This is a genomic window from Micromonospora sp. NPDC051925 (assembly GCF_044548625.1).
Taxonomy (GTDB): Bacteria; Actinomycetota; Actinomycetes; order Mycobacteriales; family Micromonosporaceae; genus Micromonospora.
In genome coordinates this window covers 17,252-41,337 of the sequence record NZ_JBIUCH010000009.1, presented here as the reverse complement: position 1 = coordinate 41,337, position 24,086 = coordinate 17,252, and the positions used below count along the sequence as shown (strand labels likewise).

Here is a 24,086-nt window from a genome sequence, read left to right as displayed (position 1 = left end):
CGCCGCTGACGTCCACGCCGGCCCGGCGGCGTGGGGCAGCCGGGCCGACGCTCAGCGGGTCGGGGGCAGCGCGTAACCGACGTGGTCGCGGTATTCGAGGGTCCAGCCCGGCGGGACCAGCCGGGCACACTCCGTCCGCAGGCCGGTGCAGACGATCGCGTCGACCGAGGTGGGGTCGGCCGGCGGCCGGTCCGGCAGCACCGACTGCAACGCCACCAGCTCCGGCGACCGGCCGTCGTCGCCGCGCAGCAGCAGCCACCAGGGGTACTCCCAGTTGTCGTTCTGCTGCACCAGGCCGATCCGGCGGGCGTCGCTCGCCCGGACCGCCGTGGCGGCCCAGCGGAACTCGTCGGCCCACTGCGGCCGACGCAGGAACCGGGTGTCCCACTCGGTGGTGGTGAAGACCGAACCGGCACCGACCAGCCGGCGCGGGAAGCCGTACGACAGGGCCAGCACACCGGCCAGCGCGGAGGTGGCCAGTACGGTCACCGCCAGCCCGGCGGCCACCGACCGGCGGCCCGGACCGGAACGCCGCCGGAGCAGCGCGTCGACCCAGAGCCCGGCCAGCGGCACGGCCAGCACCAGCGCGTACAGCAGCAGTCGGTTCCCCCACGGCTGCCACTTGATCATCGCGGTGTGCAGGGCCACCGCGACCACCACCACGGCCGCGTACGCCCGCAGCGACCCCGGCCGACCGGGGTTGACCCGCCGGGGTCGGACCAGGGCGAAGACCGCCCCGAGCAACGCCAGCGACCCGGCCAGCGGGAAGGCCACCCGATCCTCGTCGGGATACCAGGACGGCACCGGGAAGACCTCCCGGCCGAAGGTGATGGCCCGGTCCTGCGGGTCGACGCCGATCGCCCGGGAGCCGCCCGTGATGGCCTCGGCGGTGCCGGCGCGCAGCGGGGCGAGCGGGGTGTCGAACGCGGTGTGCCCGATCCGCAGTGCGTTCACCAGCACCGAAGCGGGGTCGTGCCGTTCCATCGGGATGGACTCCCGCAGCCGGGGCGGCCCCAGCGGGTGGCCGAACTCGGCGGTCTCCCGGGCCAGGAACGGCCCCACCACGACCGCCGCGACCAGCAGCACCAGCAGCGAACCGCCCACGGTCCGGGCCACCTGCCGTGACCCGGTCGCCGCCGGACGGCCGGCCAGCCGGAGCTGGGCCAGGCCCCAGAGCAGCAGCAACGGTCCGACGGCGAGCAGCCCGCTGGTCTTGGTCAGCGCGGTCAACCCGGTGGCCGCGCCCAGCGTCAGCGCGTCGCTCAGGCCGGCCCGGCGGCGCAACCCGTCCAGCGCCAACGTGCCGGCGCAGGCTGCCCAGCCGGCGGCCACCAGGTCGGTCTGGGTGCTGGTCGCCTGGAGGGCCACCATCGGCGTGGTGGCGAGCAGGAACGCGGTGAGCAGTTGGGCCCGCCGCCCCCCGCCGAGCTGGGCGGTGATCCGGGTGGCCGCCAGCAGGCAGCCGAGGCCGGCGGCCCACTGCACCAGGTTGTGCAGCGCGTCGCCGCCGGTGAACAGGCGCAGGTGCAGCAGCAGGTACTCCGCGCCGGGCGGGATGGTCACCTGCCGGTGGATGGCGGTGGGCCAGAAGTCCAGGCTGCCCTGGGCCACCCAGTGCTCCACCTTCGGCAGGTGGTACGTCTGCGAGTCGAAGTTGTTCGGCTCGGCGAGCAGCGCCACCACCAGTTCGATCAGCACCACCCCGACCACCGTGCCGGCCAACAGCCGCTCGCCCCGCCCCGCCGTACGCCGGAAGTCGGCCAGCCGGTCCGCCCAACCGGACAGCATCGACGCGACGCCGCCCCGGACGGTGGCCGGGGGTGCCGCCGACGCGGCCGGCAGCTCCGGTCCGGGTGCCGCGCCGGTGCCGGCGGTGGCGCCCACGGCCGAGCCGACCAGCACCGCCCGGCGGGCCTCGGTAGCCGTCGTCGCGTGCCCGACGGCGTCGGGGCGGCGTCGCCGGCCGGCCACCACCGCGACCCCGGCGACGAAGAGCAACCAGGCCAGGGCGAAGGCGGGCAGGGTGAGCGCGTCGACCGCGCCGAGCAGCTCCACGGTCAGCACGGCGAAGACGCCGGTCAGCAGGGCGGCCCGGACGACGCCGAGGCGGGTCGGGGCGACCACCCCGGCAGCCCGTGGCCGCAACAGTGCGGTGAGCACCACGAGCGCGGCGACGGGGGCCGCCACGAGCATCCAGCCGGCTGCTGACATGGGCGGAAGTAAACACCATCCTTCTGAACAACCGGGTGTCGCCCGGTACGGTGGCGACCCGCGCGCGGCTGACCTGGCAGGCTAGGCTAGGGCCCGACTCACTGTCGCCACCGTGGAGATTCCCGTGAAGCTCTCGATCCTCATGCCGGTCTACAACGAGGAAGAACGCATCGCGGATGCCCTCAAGCAGGCGTTGGCGGTCGACTATCCGTGCGAGATCGAGCTGGTCGTGGTCGACGACGGCAGCCGGGACGGCACCGGGGAGATCCTCGGCCGGGCGGACGACACGCGGCTGCGGGTGATCATCCACCCCCGCAACGCGGGCAAGGGCGCGGCCATCAAGACGGCCGTGGACAGCGCCGAGGGTGAGTACATGGTCATCCTCGACGCCGACCTGGAGTACGACCCGCAGGACATCCCCCGGCTGCTCGCCCCGGTGCTCGACGGCCGGGCCACGGTGGTCTACGGCAACCGCACCTTCGGCAGCCACAGCGCCTACAGCTTCTGGTACGTGATGGGCAACAAGGGCGTCACGATGGCAGCGAACGTGCTGTTCAACTCCTACATCGGCGACCTGGAGACCTGTTACAAGCTGATGCCGGTCGAGCTGTACCGGTCACTGGGCATCCGGTCCCGGGGCTTCGGGATGGAGGCGGAGGTGACCGGCAAGCTGCTGCGCCGCCGCATCCGCCCGTACGAGGTGCCGATCAGCTACCGGGCGCGCGGGCGCGAGGAAGGCAAGAAGATCACCTGGAAGGACGGCGTCGAGGCGATCTGGATCCTCGGCCGGGAACGCACCCGCCGCAGTCCCGCCCGCGCACCCCGCTGATCCCCCCGCTGTCGCCAGGTCCGGCCGCCGCGTCGGGTCCGGCTACCGCGTCGGGTCGCCCGCTGTCAGGAAGTCGCCGATCGCGCGACGCAGCCCGGCGGGGTCCAGGCCGTGCCAGCGGTCGTGGTCCTCGGCGCTGCCGTAGCGCCGCAGCTCCGAGCGGCCCACGCCGAGGCTGAGCAGCCGGTGCGGCCGGTCGGCCAGCGCCTCGGCCACCACCCGCGTCGAGGTGCCGGCCAGGTAGGGCTCGACCACGATCACCTCGGTGCCGGCCAGCACCCGCAGCCCGGCCACGTCGAACGGCCGGGGGCGGTGGGTGTAGGCCACCGTCACCGGCAGGTCGGCCACCGCCGCGAGCGCGTCGTCGCGCACCGGACCGACCGCCACCAGCAGCGCCGCGCCCGGCCCCGCGTCGCGCACCACATGCAGATCACCCGCCTGTGGGTACGCCCGCGCGTTGCTCCGCGTCGACAGTCGCAGGTAGGTCGAATGCTGCCCGCAGACCGCGTCGCGCAGCAGGCCGGGCACCTCGTCGGGGTGGCCGGGCACGTGCACCGTCCAGCCGTCCAGGGTGTCGACCAGGGCGACGTCGGCCGGGGCCAGGTGGGTCCGCCGGACTCCGCCCGGTCGTACGAGGCGCCGATGCTGACCAGCACCGCGCCGACCCCCTGGTGGTCGAGGTCCAGCTTGATCTGCTCGTACGCCCGCTCGACGAGGAACGGGGCGTAGCTGTGCACGATCGGGCGTTGCCCGCTGAGCGCGAGCCCACCGGCCACCCCGATCATCAGCTGTTCCCGGATGCCGACGTTGACCACCCGGTCCGGATACCGTCGGGCCGCCTCGGTGAAGGCGTCGGCGGAGATGTCGGCCAGCACGATCGTGGTCCGGGGGTCGTCGAGGAACCCGGTGGCGCTGGCGACGAACGCATCCCGCATGATCATTTGCTGCTCCCGGGGTGCTGTTCGTTGGTGTCGTCCGGTCGGGCTGCCCCGTCCGGGCGGCCGGCTCTCTCAGGGTGGCCTGCTCCCCCGGGGCGACCGGCTCTTTCGGGGCGGGGCTGGTCGAGTGCGACGACGACGTGGGGGCGGTGGCCGTCGTGGCCGGTGAGGGCCGCGTGGAGGGCGTCGTGGTCGTGCCCGTCGACGGTGCTGGCGGTCCAGCCGTTGACGGTGAACCGGCTGGCCACCCCGCCGGGCCAGCCGTGACTGGCCGACGAGTTGTCGAGCACGATCGCGGTGAGACCGGCCAGCCCGGTCGCCCCGGCGTACGCGATCGCCTCGTGGTTGGAGCCCTCGTCCAGTTCGGCGTCGCCGAGCAGGACGTACACCCGGGGGGTGGTGCGGCCCTGGGCGCGCAGGCCGAGTGCGGTGCCCACGCCCAGCCCGAGTCCGTGGCCGAGCGAGCCGGAGCCGATCTCGACGCCGGGGACCAGGGTCCGGTCGGGGTGGCCGCCGAGCCGGCTGTCCGGCCCGCCCTGGTCGTCGAGCCAGTCGGCGGGGATGAAGCCCTTGGCGGCGAGCACCGCGTAGTAGCCCGACACGGCGTGCCCCTTGGAGAGCAGGAAGCGGTCCCGGTCGGGGTCGTCGACGGTGGCCGGGGTGACCCGCAGGACCCGGTCGTAGAGCACCCAGTGCACGTCGACGGTGGAGTACACGTTGGCGTCGAACTCGCGGCCGGCGCGGATCCGCTCCAGCGGCGCGACGACGGGTGCGGGGAGGACGCGGCCCGGTGGGCGGGTTGCGGTCGGTGTGGTCATGTCGGTAGCGTGCAACTTGAAGTTAACTTCAACTCAAGGGCAGTGATGCACGAGTCACTCACCATCGGGCAGCTCTCCGCACGCAGCGGGGTGGCCCAGTCGGCGCTGCGCTACTACGAACGGCTCGGCCTGATCCGCGCCGACCGCACCGGCGGCAACCAACGCCGGTACGCCCGCACCGAGCTGCGCCGGGTGGCGTTCGTCCGGATCTCCCAGCAGGTCGGCATCTCGCTGGAGGAGATCCGCACCGCGCTGGACTCGTTGCCGTCGTCGCGCGCCCCCAGCCCGGACGACTGGGCCGCCCTCTCCCGCACCTGGCGGGAACGGCTGGACGAGCGGATCAAGCTGCTCGGCAAGCTCCGCGACGACCTGGACGGCTGCATCGGCTGCGGCTGCCTGTCGTTGCAGCGCTGCACCCTCTACAACCCGGACGACTCGCTGGCCCGCGAGGGGCCCGGCGCCCGCCTGGCGCTACCCCGTCGGGAAGGTCCGGTCACGCCGTCCTGAGCCTGCCGTGCCGCCCCGGTGAGGCGGGTGCCGGCACGCCGTCACGCCCGGCCGCGCCGGCACGTCGTCCCGGCCCGTCTGGTGTCGCTCCAACCAGGGCCGCCGCCCGTCGCGGTCCGTTCGGTGTCGCCACGGCCGGGGTCGTCACGCCGTGGTGAGCAGCACCTTGCCCACGTGGTCGCTCGACTCGACCAGCCGGTGCGCCTGCGCCGCGTCGCTCATCGGCAGCCGCCGGTCCACGATCGGCCGGACCGCACCCGCTTCCACCAGCGGCCACACCTGCTCCCGGACGCCCCGGACGATGTCCGCCTTGTCAGCCAACGGGCGGGAGCGCAGCGCGGTGGCCGTCACCGAGGCCCGCTTCGCCAGCAGCGCGCCCAGGTCCAGTTCGGCCTTGCGCCCGCCCTGCATGCCGATCACCACCAGCCGCCCGCCGTCGGCCAGCGCCGCCACGTTCCGCGCCAGGTAGGACGCGCCCATGATGTCGAGGATGACGTCCGCACCCCGCCCGTCGGTGACCCGCCGGACCTCCTCGACGAAGTCCTGCTCGCGGTAGTCGATCGCGTGCGCCGCGCCCAGCCCGCGCAGCCGGTCGTGCTTCGCCGACCGGGCGGTCACCAGCACGGTCGCCCCCAGCGCCGCACCGAACTGCACCGCGAACGTGCCGATCCCGCTGCCGCCGCCGTGCACCAGCAGCGTCTCGCCCTTGCCGAGGTGGGCCAGCCGCGCCACGTTCGACCAGACCGTACAGGCCACCTCGGGCAGCGCGGCGGCGTCGACCAGGTCGACGCCGGCCGGCACCGGCAGCAGTTGCCCGGCCGGCACCGCCACCCGCTCGGCGTACCCGCCGCCGGCCAGCAGCGCGCAGACCGGCTGGCCCACCGCCCAGCCGGTCACCCCCGCACCGACCGCACCGATCACCCCGGAACATTCCAGACCGGGGTACGCGGGCGCGCCTGGCGGCGGCGGGTATTGCCCCTGCCGCTGGAGCAGGTCGGCCCGGTTGACGGCGCTGGCGGCCACCTCGACGACCACCTCGCCCGCGCCGGGCACCGGGTCGGGCACCTCCGCCCAGACGAGTGCTTCGGGTCCGCCGGGTTCCGGGATCGTGATCGCGCGCATGGCCCAGTCTTACCCGATCCGGCCCCCGAACCACGTCCGGTGACGATATTCGCCACTCCCACCACATCCGGCCGGCAATATCCACCACCCGTCGCCCCGGGCGGACCACCACTCGTTCACGACGGCCGGAATTTCGACCACAGTGGACCATCCGGGTGAGGTGATGCTGGTCATGCCAGGGATGAGCGACCCGCTCCTGGTCCAGTCCGCTCCGCCCGGGGGTGGTGGGACGGCTCATCCGGGCTCCGTTCGTGGCAGACTAGACAGCGAGCCGCACACCTCGCGGTGGCGGTTCGGGAGGGTTCGCCTAGTGGCCGATGGCGCTGGTCTTGAAAACCGGTAAGGCAGCGATGTCTTCGTGGGTTCGAATCCCACACCCTCCGCTTGCTGGGTAGCAGAAACGCCCCCTGACCAGCGCGGACGCCGATCAGGGGGCGCTTTGTGTTGGTGAACCGCAGTCCCACGCCCGCCACTCGAATCGGATACCCCCACGGAGGGGCGCGAGGTCGTACACGTGCAGACCACGGCCGATGTCATGGCCACGCTGCTGTACGGATGGCCGGACGTCGCACCAGGGCGGCGGACCCGGGGGTCAGTTCTGGCCGGGGCTTGCGGTGGGTAGTCCTGCTTCCTTGGCGCATCCGAGCAGCCGCCGGTCGTAGGTGACGAAGGCGGTGAGTGCCGTGCCGGACTCGTTGGTCAGCACATGGGCGGTGGCCAGGTGGATGGCGTCGAGGCTGCGGAGCGTCGGCTCGGCGAACGCAGCTGCGGTCGCCCGGATCGTGCTGTCGATCTCCAGCCGGAACAGCCGTCCGACCGCAGCCGGCACTCCGATCAACGCTTGCGGAGCTGACCGGCGCAGCGCTCCGGGCACTTCCACCTCGACGAGGGCGGAGGACACCAGTGGCACGTCGTCATGCGCGTTGAGCCAGGAGACGAGGTCGGTGCTGCACACCTCCTGCCGAACCAGCTTCACGACGGCGGCGGAATCGAGATAGATCACCAGCGTTCCTCGTCACGCGTCGCAGCGAGCGAGGCGGCCACGTCCACGTTCTCGTCACCGAGTTATGGCGGAAGCGGCACGGAGCCACCACCGGTGGGGGCGACGGCCCGCCATGCCGCTACCAGCTTGGCCAACACCGACCTGTCGTCGCCCATCGGAACAAGTCGGGCGATCGGGCGGCCGCGATCGGTGATCTCGACGGTCTCGCCACCACTCACCCGAGCCAACACCTGGCTCGTGTTCTGGTTCAGCTCCCGGACCCCGATGCGTTCCATGGGCAGAGTTGTAGAACTAGATGTTCCACCGTTTCAGCTTCTGGCGTCATCCGGACTGGCTTCGCCGACCAGGCGGGATCAACGGGGCCCAGGCTATGCCTCCCTGCGGCCCTCGGTCACGTACACCCCGGCGCCGGCCCGACCGACCGTGAGCCCTCGGTCCCGGGTGAGTTCCAGGGCTCGCTGGATGGTGGACACGCTGACGGAGTACAGGTCGGCCAGTTCCCGCAGGGATGGCAGCTTGGATCCCGGCGGGTACTCCCCGGAGCGGATGCGGGCGGTCAGGTCGTCGGCGATCTGGCGTGAGGACATGGGGATGGGCATGGCGGATCTCCGGATGGTCCGGTACCTGGTTGGCCTGGCCAGTAGATCACGACACGCCGGCTACCTCGGGCTCTCCTTGCATAGTGGTCATAGTGTGACCTAAGTTGTGGGTGCGGGTATTCCTCCCTGGTCGGCACCTGGCCGTGATGCCCCTGCCGGGCCGGGTTGGACCCCGTGCCATCTCGGCCCGGCATCCCGTCGCTGCAGCACCACTGGCTGGAGGTATCTCCATGGACGAACGCCCGCACGACGGCCCCCTGCCCGCTGCCTGTCCGGTCCCGGGTGGCCCCCCACCCCGGACGGGGACCGCATCCCCCAGCCCGCTCTCGCTACGAACGCTCCGGCGCGCTGGCCCGGGTGGGTTATCACCGTCGTCGTCCTGGTCCTGATGGTCGCCGGGATCGCCGAGGTGCTGCGGTGAACGACAGCGGCCCCACCGATGAGCAGATCGTCCGCTGGTGGCGGGGCACCGGTAGACGCCGGCAGAAGGATCGGATACTCATGCTGCGCTTGTTGATCACGCGAGCCTTGCGTCGGCTGGCTGGCCGTCCGAGTGCTTCCCCGTCTCTGGATCGGACCGGCCCGGCCACCGCGTATCCGAATCAGACCGGCGCATGGGCACCGGCCCGGAGCGCGCCGCCACCGCCCTACCCGCGCACTGCCACTGATGACTGCCGCCGCCGAGTGGCGGCTGTTCGAGGGGGCGCGGTAAATGCGCGCAGCGGAGCGCCGCTCCTGGTCCAGTCGGCGTGGCACTGCCTGGACCACCACCGCCACAGCCGGTGCGGTAGGTGCACCGAGGGCGGCTACTGTCCGATGGTCGAGGCTGCCCGTGCGCGGATCAGGGCGTGGCGCAGGCTACGTCAGGTCTGGGGCCATCGATGAGCGCGCCGCTTCCGAAGGCCGGCGACCTGGTGTACGTCACCCGCGCCGCCAGCGTGCAGTTCATCAAGCCGATCTCCTGCCGGGTCATCCGCGTGCTCGACTGGATCACCTATGACGGGTGGTGCTGGCTCGACGTCTACCAACTGGACGCCAAGGGCGATGCGGTCGTCCGGCGATCGATCTCCGTGCAACCGGCGAAACTGCAGAGCCAGCAACCGGCACCTACGCCTCGCGTCCGGCGTGACCGGCGGCAGTCTCCGAGTGCGCGGCGTCCTCGTCCGCTGGCCGGGGAGCAGGCCCGCTCCGCAGCACCGATCGACTTCTGATCAGTGCGCCGTCGGGTCAACCAGTCAGGTGGGTGGGGGGAGGATGCTGAGGTGGGCGGCGAGGATGCGCCAGCCGTGCTCGTCGTCGTGCAGCCAGGTCCGGGTGTAGCGCAGCCGCGCCGCGAAGGGGCCGCCCTCGGAGGTGCCGCTGACCCGGCCCCGGAAGAAGGTCACCCCGGTCGTCCCGGCGACGACCAGTTCGAGGCCCTCCTCCACCAGCTCGTCGAGCACCGAGCCGCCGGTGCGGTGGGCGGTCAGGTCGTCCTCCTTGGTGAAGGTACGACCGTCCGGTCCGATCGCGATCAGGCGATCGTCGAGCAGGGTGTCGAGCGCGGCCACGTCGCTGGTCCGCTGGGCGGCCTGGAGGCGGCGCTCCGCGTCCAACAGCTCCGCCTCACGTTCGGTGTCCCGCATGCCGTGGCCCTCCTGGTCGTCCGCCCGGCCGGCCGGCGGGCGCGTCACCTCATTCTGGCTGCTCAGTGGCGCGGGGCAGCGCACATCCGGTGGGCGGCGGCCAGTGTCCCGGGAGCGCCGGACATGGGGTGCTTCCGGTTCGTCACTCCGGCCGGGCGGGGTATGAAGGGCACAGGAAATCGCGCACACCGGAAGGAACCTTCCCGATGACCCTGGAACGACCGATCGCCCCGGACCCGTACGAGCTGCTGCCGACCGTGTCGTCGTTCGACCTGACCAGTGACGACGTGCAGAACGGCGAACCGATGGACGCCCGGTACGCGCACGGCAGCGCCGGTGGCGAGAACATCTCCCCGCACCTGGCCTGGTCCGGCTTCCCGGCCGGGACGAAGAGCTTCGTGGTGACCTGCTTCGACCCGGACGCGCCGACCGGCAGCGGCTTCTGGCACTGGGTGCTGGTCGACGTGCCCGCCTCGGTGACCAGCCTGTCGACCGGGGTGCAGGAGGCCGACCTGGGCGCCGCGTTCAGCGTCCGCAACGACTACGGCGACACCGGCTACGGTGGCGCGGCTCCGCCGCCGGGCGACCGTCCACACCGGTACGTCTTCGCCGTGCACGCGGTCGACATCGAGCGGCTCGACGTCGGGCCGACCGCCAGCCCCGCGTACGTCGGCTTCAACCTGGCCTTCCACACCCTGGCTCGGGCGGTCATCCGGCCCACGTACCAGATCAAGGAGTGACCGGTGCCCCGCCGATCCCGCCTGCGCGCGGGATCGGCGGGGTCGCTGTCAGGCGGGCACCCGGGCGACGGCGAAGACGGACTGGCCGAACGGCGGCCGGACCAGCTGCTCGGCGGCCTTGGTGGCGGGCAGGACGAGGGTGTCGTACACCTTCACCATCGGCCCTTCCTTCGGCATCAGGCGGAAGACCTTGGTCGCCATGAAGTAGCCGATCAGGCCGAGCGCGTTGGCGTAGTGCATCGTCTCGACCCGCAGCCCGGCGGCGGTCATCGCGTCGCCGAGGGTCTTCTTGGTGTAGCGGCGCACGTGGCCGGTGGCGATGTCGGCGGGGCCCATCGCGAACTCGAACGCCGGCACGATGATGATCACCGCACCACCTGGCCGGACCAGGTCCTTCATGCTGCGCAGCGCGCCGACGTGGTCCTCGATGTGCTCCAGGACGTTGTACGAGACGGCCGCACTGTAGTCGCCGCCGCCCGGGTGCGGCAGCAGCATCTCGCGTACCTCGATGGTCGGCTCGTCGACCAGTCGCTCCTTGAGCGAGATCAGCCGGTCCGGGTCGGCCTCGGTGGCGGTGAACCGGGGCACGTGACGGGCCCACTCCAGGGCATAGTCGCCCAGGCCGCTGCCGATCTCGATCGGGTTGTCACCGAGGTGGGGCACCGCCAGTTCGACGAACCACCTACGGTGGTTGACCGCGGTGGCCAGGCCCTCCAGGACCTCGGACTGGACGCGCTGATCCCCAGTGATTTCTGCCATGCGTCGATTCCTCACGATATGACTGACCCGCGCCTGGACCGACAGAGTGAATCATCCGCAGGAGGGGCGGAGGAAACAGGGCACCGTGGGGGCCGAAATGTGGTCGGGGGAGGGCACGCGATCGGCGGTCGGCGAACCCGGCACATAGTACGGCAGTACCCGAAACATGTCACGTGCCCGCCATAGGGCAACTACGCTCTGAATTGTCATGACTACTCCCGAATCGGACCCCGGGGCCGGCCGATCCGGCGTCGGGGACGCCGAGTCGATGCCGGCTCGGCGTGTCGCCCGGCGGGGGTGGCGGCGCACGCTCCGGTGGTCAACGGCGGGCCCACCTGCGGCGGGAGGCCCGTCGGTGGCGGCAGGTCCGACCGCGGCGGGGTGGCGATGGGACGCGCTCGCCGTGGTCAACTATCTCCTGCTGGCCCTCTGGGTGACCGGCCGGTTCTGGCTCAGCCCCGGGGCCGGGGTGCGGGACAACCGGTCGGACCAGGCGCAGTTCGAGTGGATGATGGCGCATGGCGCTCGGGTGGTCACGGAATGGAGCTACCCGTTCGGTTCGGACCGGATGAACGTGCCCGACGGCGTCAACCTGATGGCGAATACCTCCGTATTATCCATTTCAATACCAATGACCCCGGTCACCCTCCTCTTCGGGCCGCACTGGTCATTTCTCATTTTTCTCACTCTGGGAATGGCGGCCACCGGCACCGCCTGGTACTTCTTCCTGTCCCGGGTGGTCACCCCGTCCCGGGGGCCGGCCTGGCTGGGTGCGGCGTTCTGCGCGTACGCCCCGGCGATGGTGTCGCACGCCAACGCCCACCCGAACATCGTCTCCCAGTTCGTCGTCCCGCTCATCGCCTGGTGCACCCTGCGGCTGGCCGAGCCGGGCCGGTGGTTGCGCAACGGACTCCTGCTCGGCCTGTTGATCGTCTGGCAGGCCTTCCTCAACCTGGAGATCCTGCTGATGACCGCGATCGGCCTGGCCGTGGTGATCGGTGCCCTCGCCATCGGCCGGCCGCACCTGCGCGGGGCGGTTCGACCGTTCCTCGCCGGGCTCGGCGTGGCCGCGCTGTTCTCCGCCGTGCTGCTCGCCTACCCGCTCCACGTGCAGCTCTTCGGGCCGGGCTCCTACCACGGGCTGTCCCGGCTGATCCGGGGCTACCGCACCGACCTGGGCGCGTTCGTGGGTTGGTCGCGGGAGTCGCTGGCCGGCGACGCCCGGTCCGCCGGGCCCCTGGCCCGCAATCCCACCGAGGAGAACGCCTTCTTCGGCTGGCCGTTGGCCGTCCTCACGGTCGCCCTGGTCTGGTGGCTACGGCGCAGCGCCCTGGTGGTCGGCCTGGCCGTCCTCGGTCTGCTCTTCGCCGTCCTGTCGCTGGGGCGCGAGGTCCAGCTCAACGGCCGGGACACCGGCATCCCGGGCCCCTGGGCGCTGCTGGAGAACCTCCCCCTGCTGCACTCCGTGGTGCCCACCCGCTGGTCGCTGGCGATCACCCCGATCGTCGGGGTGCTGCTGGCCCTCGGCACGCAACAGGCCCGGGACCTCGCCCGGCGGCACCCGGTGGCCCGACGACAGATCCGCTTCGCCACGGCGACCGTCCTGCTGATGGCCCTGCTGCCGCTGCTGCCGACCCCGCTGCCGGCCACCCGCCTCGACCCGGTGCCGGAATTCGTCACCTCCGGTGGCTGGCGTCCGTACGTCGCGGGAGGCCGCAGCGTGGTGACCCTGCCGCTGCCCGACAACACCTACGCCGACCCGCTGCGCTGGTCGGCCCGGACCCGGCTGGAGATGCCGCTGGCCCGGGGGTACTTCCTCGCCCCGGACACCCGGCCCTGGTCGCCCGAGCCGGAGGCCGCCCTGTTCACCGCGCCCTACCGGCGGACCAGCAACTTCTTCGGCGGGATCGCGCGGACCGGAACCGTCCCGCCGATCGCCGACGCCGACCGGCGCGCCGCCGTGACCGACCTGCGCTACTGGCGGGCCGGAGTGGTGGTCCTCGGCCCGCACCGGAACGCCGACGCGTTGCGCCAGGCGATGACCGCGCTGACCGGGATCACCCCCACCCGTACCGGCGGGGTGTGGCTCTGGGACGTCCGACCGCTCACCGGGTGAGCCCCGTGCGGCTGCCGTGGCCGGGTCGGACCGGGTCAGGCCGAGCGGACGCAGCAGCCCTGGCAGACCTTCGGGCTGGGCAGGGTGAACGCCAGGCAGCAGGTACGCCGCTGCACGGTCGGCTCGCCGTTGCGGCCGGGCGTCAGCTCGACCAGGTCCGCCACCCCGAGGGTGTCGAGCAGGGTGTCGATGGTGCGCACCGACGAGCCCGGCAGGACGTCCGCCGCGCGCAGGATGCCGTGCGCGATGCCGGAGGCCACCGAGCCGAGCAGGGTACGGGCACCCACCCGCGCCTCCGCCTGGATCGCGGCGATCATCGGGGCGAGGTGGGCGTCGAACAGCGAGGCCCGCAGGACGCGGAGCAGCTCCGCCTCGTCGGCGACCACCCGGACCCCGGGCTGGCCGGTGAGGGCCAACGGGTCGCCGGGCAGCGCCGCGACGACGGTCGACCGGCGCAGGCCCATGGTGAGCAGTTGCCGGTGGTCCTCGAAGTGGATCAGCACGTCGGCCGGGTCGAGCAGCGGCACCCGGCGGGCCGAGGCCCAACCGAGCACCACCGGCAGCGCCGTCCAGTAGGAGTAGGACTTCCAGGCCAGCGCGGCGCAGGCGTGCGGGGTGCCACCCCAGCGGCGGGCGGCTGCGCGCAGGAAGTCGGGCATCCGGGTGCCGTCGACGAGGGTGGTCGCGGGGCTCCAGCCGGCCTCGTCGGTCACCACCAGGCCGGGGGCGAGACCGGGCAGCGCGTCGGTGCCGAACATGGCACGGAGGGTGGCGGTCATCGGGGCGAGCCGGTCGGCGAGTTCCTGCCCCGGCATCACCGCTGTCACCTGGACCGCCCTCCCGTCACCCGCTCGGCCGCCGAGTGTGGCGGCGGTCCCCCGGCCACCCCGCGGCGGTCTCCCCGACCGCTCCGGTGCCGGAGGGATCGTCCATGAAGCTAAGGCTAACCTAACCATGCCGGCGACTCCGAGGGAAGCCTCACCAGAGGTGGATCGGGAGGTCGGCATCACTACGTCCGTCCGGTCGGTGCGGATCGGGCCGGTTCGGCTACCTACCCAGCGCAACACGAGGAAAACGCGAGTCGGTGTCAAGGCATATGTCGGCAACGTGCCAGTTCGGTACGGGTCGGCCGGGGGAACGTGAACACTTGTTCATCCCGGCTGCGTGAGGAAGCTGATGACGACCTCTCCCCTGGAGCGGGCCGCCGATTCGTTCGCGGCGGAACTCGCCCGGCACCGGACGGGGCGAGGGCTCACCAAGAAGCAGCTCGCCACGATGATGGGTTTCGACCCGTCGTACGTGAGCCACGTCGAGGGGCGTCGGCACCGGCCCACCGAGGACTTCGCCCGCCGCGCCGAGGCCGTCCTCGACGCCGGCGGCGTCATCTGGCAACGGTTCCGCGAGTACGACCAGATCCGCCAGGCCCGTCCCGCCCCCGGTCAACGGGAACCCGTGCCCCCGGGGCGGTGGCTCCCCCCGGGCACCGGGCTCGTCGTCGAACGGGAGACCGCCACCCTCACCCTGGTCGACAACACCTACCGGTGCGTGATCCGCCGCCGACTGCACAACGCCGGTGCCGAACCGGTCACCCGGTACCTCGTCCGGGTCGCCGTCGACCGGTGGCCCGACGACCCGGGTCGCTCCAACCGGCACCACCGGGAACACCCGCTCACCTTCGCCGAGCTGCGGTTCCGGGCCGTCCACCACGACGGCGGCGGCCGCGAACCGATGCACTGGCGGGTCCGCCACGACCGGGACGCATACAAGGAGATCTGGCTGCTGTTCGAGAACGCCGACGGGCCGTTCCCGCTACACCCCGGCGAACGCGCCGAGGTCGAGTACGCCTACCGGGTCGGCCGGGTCAAGTGGGGCCCCTGGTTCCAACGGGCCGTCCGCCTGCCCACCCGGCACCTGGCCGTCCGGCTGGACCTCCCGTCCGCTCTCGACCCCCGGGTCTGGGGGGTGGAGACCTCGCTCTCCGCCGACGAGGGGCCGCTGCGCACCCCGGTACGCCGCCACGACCGGGGGGACCGGGTGGTCTTCGACTGGTCCACCGACGACCCGCCGCTCAACACCCGCTTCCGGCTCCAGTGGCGGTTCCGGCAGGAGCCCGCGGAACCCCCGCCGCCGGTGTCGACCCGCCCTGCCGACCGGCTGCGCGCCCTCGGCGTCCTGCCCCCCGACGCCACCCCGCCGGGCCGGCCGGCCCGCCCCTTCGACCTGCCCCGCGAAGCCACCGCCGCCCGCGAGGTGGTCGACCGGCTCACCGACCTGCTGGCCCAGGCCGACGAGTTGTACCCGTTCAGCGCCGGAATGGGCCTCGGCGCACCGCAGCTCGGCCTGGACGCCGCCGTGGCCGTGGTCCGCCCCGCCGACCGGGCCGCCCCACCGGTCGTCCTGGTGAACCCCCGGGTGGTCGCCGAGAGCCCGGAGACCGTCGAGCAGTACGAGGGCTGCCTCGCCGCCGCCGACCACCGTGGCCTGGTGCCCCGCCCGTTGCGCCTCGACGTGGAACACGCCCGCTGGGACGGCAGCCGGATGATCACCTCGTTCGCGTACGGGATGGCCCGGTTGGTCGCCCATGAGATCGACCACCTCGAGGGCCGGGCCTGGACCGACCGGATGGCGCCCGGCGTGCCGCTGGTCCCCGTCGAGGAGTACCGCGAGAGCAGCGTCTGAACCCCGTCCCCCGGTCCAACGGGCCGCCGCTGTCCGCCCCATGCGCCGGCCGGCGGTGCCGGCCCCGGTGCCCGGGGCACTATTCCGTCGCCGGTGCCCACGCATTCCGCCGGCCGCCGGAAGGGGACCGGGTCGCGTGCCCCAGGGGGCGGGGGCACGCGACCCGGTTTCGGGGGGAGTAAAGCTCTACAGGTCGCCGAAGGTGTCGTAGCGGATGTGCTGCGGCGGGACCTCGTCGGCGGCGAGCGCCCGCAGGGTGGCCCGGACCATCGGGGCGGAACCGGAGACGTAGCAGTCGTGCGTCGTCCACGGCCCGTAGCGGGCGATCACGTCGGGAAGGTCCCCCCGCTCGCCGTCGAAATCCGGGTCGTCGCTGCACGACGGGGTCAACGACAGCCACGGGTGGGCGGCGACCAACTCCTGCAGGCCGGCCAGGCCGTACAGCTCGTCGGCGTGGCGGGCGCCGTAGAAGACGTGCACCCAGCGGTCCCGGTTCCAGCCGGTCAGCTCCTCCACCATGGCCTTCACCGGAGCCAGGCCGACCCCGCCGGCCACGCAGAGGATGTCCCGCTCGGAGTCGCGGTCCACCGTCATCGAACCCATCGGAGCAGCCACCCGGAGCAGGTCACCCGGCTTGGTCCGGCGGACCAGCGCGCCGGAGACCCAACCCGCGCCGATCGGCGTACGGACGTGGAACTCCAGCACGTTGTCGTCGTTCGGCGCGTTCGCCACCGAGTACGTCCGCCACACCCGGGGCAGGTGCCGGGGCACCTCGACGCTGACGTACTGCCCGGCCTTCCAGACCAGCGGGTACTGGAGGGCACGAACGGTCAACACGGCGGTGTCCGCGCCGTGCCGCTCGTGGGTGAGCACCTCCGCGTGCCAGTACGGCGGGTTCTCGTCCGACTCCGCCCCGGCCAGCATGGTCGCCGTGATCGCCGCGTACGCGTCCCGCCAGGCCTGGTCGTACTCCAGGTTCCAGCCGTCACCCGCGGTGCTGCGCAGGGCGTCCAACAGCGCCACCCCCATCGTCGCGTAGTGCGCCGCGTCGACGTGGTACTTGCGGTGGTCCCGACCCAGCGAGCGCAGGTACTCGTCGAAGCTCTCCGGGTCGTCCATCACCTGGGTGGCGGTGACGATGGCGTCCAGGATCCGGTCGCCCTGGCCGGTCATCTCCGCCGGGAAGAGCCCGCGCAGTCCGGGATCGAGCAGGAACAGCCGGGCGTAGAAGCGACCGCTCAACCGGCCCCGGTCCTCCTCGACCAGGGTCCAGCTCTCCTTCAGCAGCCGCGCGACGTTGTCCACGGGGGGCGGTCCTCCTCCTGACGGCGGATCGGGCCCAAATAGAATGTCCACGCAGCGTGTGCATCGGTCGCACAGAATGTGCGACCGGCTCACTCGGGTCCACCGGCCGGTGCCGTCGGCCCGCCTCTTCGGGCAGAGTGGTGCGGTGACCGTTGAGCAGCTCACCCGCCCGGTGTCCCGCCGGGTCCTCGGCACCGAGACCCTGCTGGTGCTCGGCCTGTCACTCGGGCAGTCGGCCGTCTACGCCGTGGTGTCGCTGACCGCGAAGCTGACCGCCGACGGGCCGCTGTCGAAGCAGACCGCCTCGCTCAACACCTCGCAGTCCGCCCGGCCCTGGCTCGATCTGACGTACCAACTGCTCGGCATCGTCTTCGCGCTCCTGCCGGTGCCGCTCGCCGTACACCTGCTGGCGCGGCACCCCGGCGACCCGGCGCGGACCCTCGGCGTGGACCTGCGGCGGCCCGGGTCGGACCTGACCCGGGGCGCCGGGCTGGCCGCGCTGATCGGCCTGCCCGGCCTGGCCCTGTTCTGGGCGGCGGCGCAGCTCGGCATCAACGCCACACTGGTCCCCGCCGGCCTGCCGCAACTGTGGTGGGCGGTGCCGGTGCTGATCCTCTCCGCCGTGCAGAACGCCGTGCTGGAAGAGGTGATCGTGGTCGGCTACCTGGTCACCCGGCTGCGCCAGCTCCAGTGGCGGCTCGGCGCGGTCATCGCGGCCAGCGCGCTGCTGCGCGGCTCCTACCACCTCTACCAGGGCTTCGGCGCGTTCGTCGGCAACGCCGTGATGGGCGTCGTGTTCAGCCTGTTCTACCTGCGTACCCGACGGGTGATGCCGCTGATCGTGGCACACACCCTGCTCGACGTGGTCGCCTTCGTCGGCTACTCGTTGCTGCCCAGAGACTGGTTCAGCTGGCTCTGACCGCTGTCGCCGGCAGGCTGGCTCGGCTGGCTCTGGCCGAAGCCGCCGGCCCGACCCGGCCGGTAGGCGGACACCGTCCGGGCGGCGAGCCGCTCGGACGCCGCGGTGTTCCCGGCCGCCGTGGCCAGCACCGCCGCCCCCGGCAGCAGCCGGGCCGCCAGCCGTAGCGCCACCCAGCCGCCGACCTGCGCGGCCAGCGGCTTCGCCAGCCGCCCCGCAAACTCTGCCGCGCGCGGCCACGGCCCGTCCCCGGGACCGTCCGCCGCCCGCGCCGCATCCAGCGCGGCACGCGCACTGTCCGCATTCGGGTGAACCTGGGTCAGCACCAGCAGCTCCACCGCCCGGTCCGGGTGGGCCGGATCCCGGCCGTACGCCGCCGCCAGGTGCAGCACCAGCGCCGACTGCGTCCAGAGCACCGACGCCAGTTCGGCCACCGGCGCGAGTAGCCCCGCCACCGCCGCCGTGGCTCCGCACACCCCGGCCAGCCGCACGAACCGCCGGGTGGCGAGCCGGGCCAGCCCGTCCGGGCCGACATCCGGGTACGCCTCGCGCTGCCCTCGCGCCCACTCCCGGGCGCGCGGCCCGATCCCCTCGACGGCCGCCAGGGCCAGCAGCTCCGGTGCGAACCCCGGGTGGGCCAGCAGCCGGGTCCGGATCACCGCCAGCTCCAGTCCTGGGGTACGCCCCGACCGGTCGACGCCCGTACTCGCCTTTCCGGTCCTGACGGGTTCGATGGTGGCGGTCGGCTTGCTGCTGACGGTGATGGCCGGTCCGGGGGCCATGGCGGTCGCGAGTTCGGTGGTCGTGGTGGTGGTCGGTTCGGCGGTGGTCGGTTCGGTAGTGGCGGTCGGTCCAGGGGCCATGGCGGTGGTGGTGGTCGGTTCGGCGGTGGTGAGCTCTGGTGGGGTCGTCGTCGTACGCGGCGGAGTCCTGCGGGTGGCCCGGCCGGCCGCCTGCGTCGACGCGGCGCTCCGGCCGGTCTTCGCCGGTGCGACGGTCCTGCCCGCCGCCGTACCCCGTCGCCTGGGTGGGCTCGATCCGGCGGGAACAGCGCTTCCGCCCATGGGCTGGGCCGGCTCTGTGCTCCCACCGATGGGTCGGCCCGGCTCTGCGGTCCCGCTCGCAGATATGGCGGATTTCGTGCCGACAGGTGTTTGCTCGACCGCGCCCACGTCTTCGGTTATCGGGGCGGTCGGTTCAGGTGCTTGCTCAACCGCGCCCGACTCCTCGGTTGTCGGACCGGTCGGTTCAGGTCCTTGCTCAACCGCGCCCGACTCCTCGGTTGTCGGACCGGTCGGTTCAGGTCCTTGCTCAACCGCGCCCGACTCCTCGGTTGTCGGACCGGTCGGTTCAGGTCCTTGCTCAACCGCGCCCGCGCCCGGCTCCTCGGTTGTCGGGCCGGTCGGCTTCGGAGCGGGTGACTGCTCAGGGAGGGGCGTCCGCCGGGTGCGGGTTGTGGTCCGCCTCCGTGGCGGCGGGTTCGTCGCGGCGGGTGTGGTCCCGGTCGCGGCACCGGAGTTGGTGCCCGTGGCAGTGGCGGTGGCGTCTCGGTCGGGTGGCGCCTGCTCGCCGGCCGGGGTCTGGGTCGATGGACTGCCGCTGGCAGCCTCGCCCGTCGCCCGGGTGCGGGTGCCCCGGCGCGGGGCCGACTTCGTGGGAGCAGATCTGCGCACTGGTGTCGGCGCATCCTCCGTGTCCGGCTCGGCCGATCCCGCCGACGGGTCGTCCGCCAGGATGGTCGGATCACCCATCGGCGTGGTGTCGTCGGCCGTGCCGCGCGGCCGGGTGGCGGCCAGCGGACGAGGCACCGTCGGCTCGGCGGCGGGCGGTTGGAACAGTACGGCGGGCGCTGCCTTCGCCGGGCGCGTTCGCTTCGGCGGTGGCTGCTCTTCGTCGTCCGACGGCTGCGGCTGCCGGGGTGGGGCGGGCGGTGGGGTGAAGGTCGCCTCCGGGGAACGGCGACGCGCCCGGTCACCGGTGGGGCGGCGGGGCGGGTCGCTCGGCGGCTGCTCCTGCATGTCGATGGAGCGTAGTCGCGAACGTGACCTCGCACACGGTGGAATACGCCCGCGCGGTCCAGCGGTGCGGATCTCCTCGGCCGGGGCTCTCACCAGCGGGCCGTCCCCCACCCGGAAGTCACTTTGCCCCCGGTGGGGGCAGACCTGTATCCTCGTCCGCGGTGGTCCGCAGGGTCGCCAGGGAGACTTCGCCTAGTCTGGTCTATGGCGCCGCACTGCTAATGCGGTTGGGGTCTTAAAGCCCCTCCCGGGTTCGAATCCCGGAGTCTCCGCGCAAAGCCGGTTGTGTAGACTGGTCGAGCACCAGGCGCCCGTAGCTCAATGGATAGAGCATCTGACTACGGATCAGAAGGTTAGGGGTTCGAGTCCCTTCGGGCGCACAAGATCAAAAGGGGTCTGACCTGCCGAAACGGCAGTCAGACCCCTTCGACTTTTCGTCCCTTGTGGTCGGTTGGGTGCTCGGTGGGTGCTCGTGCGACGAGCATCCCTCACGTCCGGCCCCGTCCGGTCGGTTGCTGGCCCGTCCGGGTGGGTTCTGATCATGGTTTGGCGCGCCGATCCGGACGCCCGGATCCCGGGACGGCTTCTCTCGGCAATCTGCAACGCGATCCAGGCTGGTTCGCGGCATGTCGAGCTGTTTGTGGCGGGGCTGGTGTCTGGGCAATCCGTCGCGGTCGTTTTCGGCTAGTGTCACGTTGCCGTGAGGGATGTGTAGCGAACGGTGATCGCCGCCTCCGGTGATGGTGGAGGGCATCTTCGTGGATCCGCAGCAGATCAGTGACGTGAAGCGGGCGCTTGGGCAGGGACTCGCTGGTTGGCGTCGGAGGCGTGGCCTGACTCAGGATGACGTGGCGCGGCGGGTGCACAGCACGCGAAGCACGGTGGCCAACGTCGAGAGCGGCCGGCAGGTGGTCGACCGGGTCTTCTGGGTGCAGTGCGATTCGCTCCTCCAAGCCGGCGGTGAGTTGATCACCGGCTACGACGAGTACCGCTTCCTCGACGTGCGGCACAAGGAAGAGAAAGCCGAGGCGGCGCGCCAGGCCCGGTGGGGAGCAGTCCTCGACCATCAGGCGATCGTCGAGGCGAGCGAACCGGCCCAGGACCGCGACACGTCACTTGCGTCGGCGGTACCCGACTCTGCCCATGGGCTTCGCCGTGATCGCCGATCGACAACCTCCGCTGAAGTCGGTTTCCCGGCCGTCATGGACGAGGTTGACGGCCTGCGGCGCTCGCTTCATGAAGCCCTGAGCATGGGGACGGTCACTGCGGCCGGACTCGACGAGTGGGAGGGGATCGTCGCCCACCACGGCCGTGCGACTCGTGATCACTCGACGGACACGCTGCTTCGAGAGATCGCTGGTGACCTCGGCGAGTTGACCGAGCTCATCGGGCGGAGCCCGTCCGCCTCCGCTCTGCGTCGCCTGACCGGGATGGCCGCGCAGATGTCTGGTCTGATGTGCCTTGTTCTGTGCAGGATCGACGACAGGACCGCAGCGTATCGGTGGGCGCGTACGGCCCGGCTCGCGACCGTGGAGGCGGGCGACCCGGTGACTCGATCCTGGGTGCTCGCGCAGGAGGCCCATGTCTACTACTACAGCGCGGACTTCCGCGAGACCGTGCACCTCGCACGCCACGCGCAGGACGTCGCCGGACGTGAGGCGTCGGTGGGGGCCGTGCTGGCGGCGGCGATCGAAGCACGGGCGTTGGCCGCGATGGGGAGGCGTGAGGAGACCCGGGCGGCTCTGGGGCAGGCCGAGGGCCTCTTGTCCCGGTTGGAGGGAGACTCCCTGAGTGCCTCCGCGTTCGGTTACAACGAGGCCCAACTCCGTTTTCACGAGGGGAACGCCTACACCCGTCTGGGGGAGACCGACGCGGCGCTGGCCGCGCAGGACCGGGCACTCGAACTGTGTTCCCCTGGTGACTACACCGACTGGGCACTGACTCGACTGGACCGTGCTATCTGCCTGACCAGGATGGGTCACGCGTCCGATGCGGTGGAGTCGCTCGCGGAGACGATCGGGAGCCTCGACGGGGCGAAGCGTCAGGGCATAATCGCCGAGCGAGCGCGCATCGCGCTCGACGGGCTTCCTCCCACGCAGCGTTCATCCTCCACCGCACGAGACCTCCGAGCAGCCTTGGCTGACGTCCGATAGGAAGGGCAGTTCCTTGACCCTGGTAGCAGCCGCCGAGGCCGCCCACGTCGATGCGGTCGCCGCACTGCTCGAAGAGCTGGACAAGTTCTACGGCGACACCGACGTGGAGCCGCTCGATGTGCGGGTGCGCCAGATCAACGAGGCGCTGTTCGGTGACCCGCCCCTGGCGTATGCCGTGCTGGCCTGGGACGCCGAAGCGCTGGTCGGGCTCGCGACGTACTCCTTCCTGTGGCCCGCCGCCGGCCTCACCCGCTCGCTCTACCTGAAGGAGCTGTACGTGGCGGAGACGGCCAGGGGGCGCGGCGTCGGGAAGCTCCTCATGGACCGCCTCGTCGAGGTAGCGGCCACGAATTCCTGTAGCCGGATCGAGTGGACCACTGATCGCGACAACGCGCAGGCGCAGCGCTTCTACGAGAAGCTCGGTGTCGCGCGGAACGCCAACAAGATCTTCTACCGGCTTGAGGGCAAACTTCTCCCGGTGACAGATGCCAGGTAGGGGTGCGTTGGTGACCGTGATGACTGCGGGAGACGCGGAGTGATCGCGGATCTTATGTCCACGGCGACGACCACGGATGAAGCCAACCGCCACGCGGATGTCGCGGTGCTGCCGGTGGGCAGTTTCGAGCAGCACGGCAATCACCTGCCCCTGCTGACGGACACGATCGTCGCCTGCGCCATCGCGAAGGCCGCAGCAACCGCCTACGACCTGATGCTCCTACCGCCCGTGACCATCAGCTGCTCGCAGGAACACGCCGGCTGGCCCGGCTCGGTGAGCATCCGCTCGTCCACCCTGGCCCGCATCGTTACCGACATCGCCGAATCACTGCGTAGTTCGGGGGTCGATCGGTTGGTCGTGGTCAACGGCCATGGTGGGAACTACATCCTGGCCAACATCGTACAGGAAGCCAACGTCGAGGGGCGCCGCATGGCGTTGTTCCCGAGACGGCAGGACTGGGAGGCCGCTCGCCGGGATGCCGGACTGGCCAGTAGCGGTCACGACGACATGCACGCCGGGGAGATCGAAACCTCCCTCCTGCTACACCTGTGCCCCGACCTCGTACGCGACAGCTATCAGACCGCCGATCACCGGGCGGAGCGTCCGGACCTACTCGTTCTGGGCATGCGCGCCTACACCGACACCGGAGTCATCGGCGAACCGTCCCTCGCCACAGCAACCAAAGGGAAAGCGGTCCTCGCCAGCTTCACCGCCTCCTTCGCAGAGACCCTGGCAGTGCTTCGCGGCGGCACCGTTAACTGAGACTGCGGGCGAGACCTGCGGAGTTGGCGAACTGCATCGTCGCCGCCGAGGTCGAGAAGGCTCCCGAGCAACGCGCGGAACCGCGAGTAGTAATCGTCGAGTTCGCTGCCAGTCAGTGCCCGCGCGATCTCGAGCTGGCAGGCACTGCGGAACCTACCGCGACGGGCGGTCCGGGCCGCTGACGCCAGCGGCCGAAGACCTTCAGCAGCGCGAGAACGGCATGAGCGGATGTTCAGGTCAGGTCGTCGCCGCTGACCACCGGGCAACCGAAGAGATCGCTGAGAACTGTCCGCTGATGCTCGGTCAACGGGTTGACAAAGACGGCCATGGCGGCCGCGGCTAACCGGCAGGCGTCGGCGACCTCGTGGGCCTTGCCCGAGCTGAGCAGGGTTCGCCGAGAGAACGGCAACGCCATCCTGCTCGCGCCGCCGCGAGAGATACCCCGCCTCTGGACCTGCCGGCCAACCACTCGTCCACCAAGGGCTTC

At 71.8% G+C, this 24,086-nt stretch carries 21 protein-coding genes, 3 tRNA genes and 2 pseudogenes; 13 read left to right on the top strand and 13 right to left on the bottom strand.

All coding sequences use genetic code 11. The annotated features are described in order from the left end of the window. Nucleotides 1-51: 51 nt before the first annotated feature. Nucleotides 52-2,211 (bottom strand): hypothetical protein, encoded by a 2,160-nt coding sequence (locus ACIG87_RS13930; RefSeq protein ID WP_396850873.1) that lies wholly within the window; start codon nt 2,209-2,211, stop codon nt 52-54. A 124-nt stretch (nt 2,212-2,335) separates the two neighbouring features. Here ACIG87_RS13930 and ACIG87_RS13925 point away from each other — a divergent pair, with 124 nt between their 5' ends. Further along, complete coding sequence (locus ACIG87_RS13925) at nt 2,336-3,040, top strand: glycosyltransferase family 2 protein (protein WP_396851097.1); 705 nt, start codon at nt 2,336-2,338, stop codon at nt 3,038-3,040. A 42-nt stretch (nt 3,041-3,082) separates the two neighbouring features. On the opposite strand, the pseudogene ACIG87_RS13920 reads toward ACIG87_RS13925, so the two are convergent. Together ACIG87_RS13920 and ACIG87_RS13915 are read right to left on the bottom strand one after the other, a co-directional pair. After that, nucleotides 3,083-3,975, bottom strand: a pseudogene (locus ACIG87_RS13920) (transketolase family protein). 116 nt (nt 3,976-4,091) lie between these two features. Next, nucleotides 4,092-4,796: pseudogene (locus ACIG87_RS13915) on the bottom strand (transketolase); the annotation flags it as partial. Between the two features lie 45 nt (nt 4,797-4,841). Between ACIG87_RS13915 and soxR the strand changes: the two are divergent. Further along, nucleotides 4,842-5,303 (top strand): redox-sensitive transcriptional activator SoxR, encoded by a 462-nt coding sequence (gene soxR / locus ACIG87_RS13910; RefSeq protein ID WP_396850872.1) that lies wholly within the window; start codon nt 4,842-4,844, stop codon nt 5,301-5,303. Between the two features lie 144 nt (nt 5,304-5,447). On the opposite strand, the gene ACIG87_RS13905 is transcribed toward soxR, so the two are convergent. Further along, on the bottom strand, nt 5,448-6,425 hold the full coding sequence (locus ACIG87_RS13905; protein ID WP_396850871.1) for an NAD(P)H-quinone oxidoreductase: 978 nt from the start codon (nt 6,423-6,425) through the stop codon (nt 5,448-5,450). A 296-nt stretch (nt 6,426-6,721) separates the two neighbouring features. Here ACIG87_RS13905 and ACIG87_RS13900 point away from each other — a divergent pair. Continuing rightward, nucleotides 6,722-6,808 (top strand) — tRNA-Ser (locus tag ACIG87_RS13900). Between the two features lie 209 nt (nt 6,809-7,017). Here the strand turns inward: ACIG87_RS13900 and ACIG87_RS13895 are convergent. The 3 genes from ACIG87_RS13895 to ACIG87_RS13885 all read right to left on the bottom strand — a co-directional run bounded on the left by ACIG87_RS13895 (nt 7,018) and on the right by ACIG87_RS13885 (nt 8,027). Then, the gene (locus tag ACIG87_RS13895) at nt 7,018-7,428 is read right to left on the bottom strand and encodes a type II toxin-antitoxin system VapC family toxin (RefSeq protein ID WP_396850870.1); all 411 of its coding nucleotides are present in this window, start codon (nt 7,426-7,428) and stop codon (nt 7,018-7,020) included. A gap of 62 nt (nt 7,429-7,490) precedes the next feature. After that, nucleotides 7,491-7,703 carry a type II toxin-antitoxin system Phd/YefM family antitoxin gene (locus ACIG87_RS13890; protein WP_396850869.1) on the bottom strand — a complete coding sequence of 71 codons (213 nt, stop codon included), beginning with the start codon at nt 7,701-7,703 and terminating at the stop codon, nt 7,491-7,493. A gap of 93 nt (nt 7,704-7,796) precedes the next feature. Then, nucleotides 7,797-8,027: a GntR family transcriptional regulator gene (locus ACIG87_RS13885; RefSeq protein WP_396850868.1), complete on the bottom strand. Its 231-nt coding sequence runs from the start codon at nt 8,025-8,027 to the stop codon at nt 7,797-7,799. Between the two features lie 881 nt (nt 8,028-8,908). On the opposite strand from ACIG87_RS13885, the gene ACIG87_RS13880 reads away from it, so the two are divergent. Further along, nucleotides 8,909-9,238 carry a hypothetical protein gene (locus ACIG87_RS13880; RefSeq protein WP_396850867.1) on the top strand — a complete coding sequence of 110 codons (330 nt, stop codon included), beginning with the start codon at nt 8,909-8,911 and terminating at the stop codon, nt 9,236-9,238. A 24-nt stretch (nt 9,239-9,262) separates the two neighbouring features. On the opposite strand, the gene ACIG87_RS13875 is transcribed toward ACIG87_RS13880, so the two are convergent. Then, nucleotides 9,263-9,700, bottom strand: a complete 438-nt coding sequence (locus ACIG87_RS13875) for a nuclear transport factor 2 family protein (RefSeq protein ID WP_396850866.1) — start codon at nt 9,698-9,700, stop codon at nt 9,263-9,265. A gap of 158 nt (nt 9,701-9,858) precedes the next feature. Here ACIG87_RS13875 and ACIG87_RS13870 point away from each other — a divergent pair, with 158 nt between their 5' ends. Beyond that, entirely contained in the window at nt 9,859-10,392 is a 534-nt protein-coding gene (locus ACIG87_RS13870) for a YbhB/YbcL family Raf kinase inhibitor-like protein (protein ID WP_396850865.1), read from the top strand. Nucleotides 10,393-10,440: 48 nt separating this feature from the next. On the opposite strand, the gene ACIG87_RS13865 is transcribed toward ACIG87_RS13870, so the two are convergent. Then, complete coding sequence (locus tag ACIG87_RS13865) at nt 10,441-11,151, bottom strand: class I SAM-dependent methyltransferase (RefSeq protein WP_396850864.1); 711 nt, start codon at nt 11,149-11,151, stop codon at nt 10,441-10,443. 268 nt (nt 11,152-11,419) lie between these two features. Between ACIG87_RS13865 and ACIG87_RS13860 the strand changes: the two genes are divergently transcribed. Continuing rightward, on the top strand, nt 11,420-13,267 hold the full coding sequence (locus ACIG87_RS13860) for a hypothetical protein (RefSeq protein ID WP_396851096.1): 1,848 nt from the start codon (nt 11,420-11,422) through the stop codon (nt 13,265-13,267). 35 nt (nt 13,268-13,302) lie between these two features. On the opposite strand, the gene ACIG87_RS13855 is transcribed toward ACIG87_RS13860, so the two are convergent. Beyond that, nucleotides 13,303-14,082, bottom strand: a complete 780-nt coding sequence (locus ACIG87_RS13855; protein WP_396851095.1) for an IucA/IucC family C-terminal-domain containing protein — start codon at nt 14,080-14,082, stop codon at nt 13,303-13,305. 361 nt (nt 14,083-14,443) lie between these two features. On the opposite strand from ACIG87_RS13855, the gene ACIG87_RS13850 reads away from it, so the two are divergent. Next, the gene (locus tag ACIG87_RS13850) at nt 14,444-15,946 is read left to right on the top strand and encodes a peptide deformylase (RefSeq protein ID WP_396850863.1); all 1,503 of its coding nucleotides are present in this window, start codon (nt 14,444-14,446) and stop codon (nt 15,944-15,946) included. Nucleotides 15,947-16,132: 186 nt separating this feature from the next. On the opposite strand, the gene ACIG87_RS13845 is transcribed toward ACIG87_RS13850, so the two are convergent. Continuing rightward, nucleotides 16,133-17,251, bottom strand: a complete 1,119-nt coding sequence (locus tag ACIG87_RS13845; protein WP_396850862.1) for a globin domain-containing protein — start codon at nt 17,249-17,251, stop codon at nt 16,133-16,135. 145 nt (nt 17,252-17,396) lie between these two features. Between ACIG87_RS13845 and ACIG87_RS13840 the strand changes: the two genes are divergently transcribed. Beyond that, nucleotides 17,397-18,170: a CPBP family intramembrane glutamic endopeptidase gene (locus ACIG87_RS13840; RefSeq protein WP_396850861.1), complete on the top strand. Its 774-nt coding sequence runs from the start codon at nt 17,397-17,399 to the stop codon at nt 18,168-18,170. Here the strand turns inward: ACIG87_RS13840 and ACIG87_RS13835 are convergent. Next, nucleotides 18,131-19,033, bottom strand: coding sequence for a hypothetical protein (locus ACIG87_RS13835; protein WP_396850860.1), 903 nt, complete (start codon nt 19,031-19,033; stop codon nt 18,131-18,133). The two genes, ACIG87_RS13840 and ACIG87_RS13835, sit on opposite strands and share 40 nt — an antisense overlap. 1,336 nt (nt 19,034-20,369) lie before the next feature. On the opposite strand from ACIG87_RS13835, the gene ACIG87_RS13830 reads away from it, so the two are divergent. The 5 genes from ACIG87_RS13830 to ACIG87_RS13810 all read left to right on the top strand — a co-directional run bounded on the left by ACIG87_RS13830 (nt 20,370) and on the right by ACIG87_RS13810 (nt 23,599). Then, nucleotides 20,370-20,460: transfer RNA gene (locus tag ACIG87_RS13830), tRNA-Ser, on the top strand. 35 nt (nt 20,461-20,495) lie between these two features. Continuing rightward, a tRNA-Arg gene (locus ACIG87_RS13825) sits at nt 20,496-20,568 on the top strand. A gap of 360 nt (nt 20,569-20,928) precedes the next feature. Continuing rightward, entirely contained in the window at nt 20,929-22,341 is a 1,413-nt protein-coding gene (locus ACIG87_RS13820) for a helix-turn-helix domain-containing protein (RefSeq protein WP_396850859.1), read from the top strand. 13 nt (nt 22,342-22,354) lie between these two features. Next, the gene (locus ACIG87_RS13815) at nt 22,355-22,837 is read left to right on the top strand and encodes a GNAT family N-acetyltransferase (RefSeq protein ID WP_396850858.1); all 483 of its coding nucleotides are present in this window, start codon (nt 22,355-22,357) and stop codon (nt 22,835-22,837) included. 54 nt (nt 22,838-22,891) lie between these two features. Then, complete coding sequence (locus tag ACIG87_RS13810; RefSeq protein ID WP_396851094.1) at nt 22,892-23,599, top strand: creatininase family protein; 708 nt, start codon at nt 22,892-22,894, stop codon at nt 23,597-23,599. A gap of 232 nt (nt 23,600-23,831) precedes the next feature. Here the strand turns inward: ACIG87_RS13810 and ACIG87_RS13805 are convergent, their stop codons facing one another. Further along, nucleotides 23,832-24,014, bottom strand: a complete 183-nt coding sequence (locus tag ACIG87_RS13805) for a hypothetical protein (RefSeq protein WP_396850857.1) — start codon at nt 24,012-24,014, stop codon at nt 23,832-23,834. Nucleotides 24,015-24,086 lie beyond the last annotated feature (72 nt).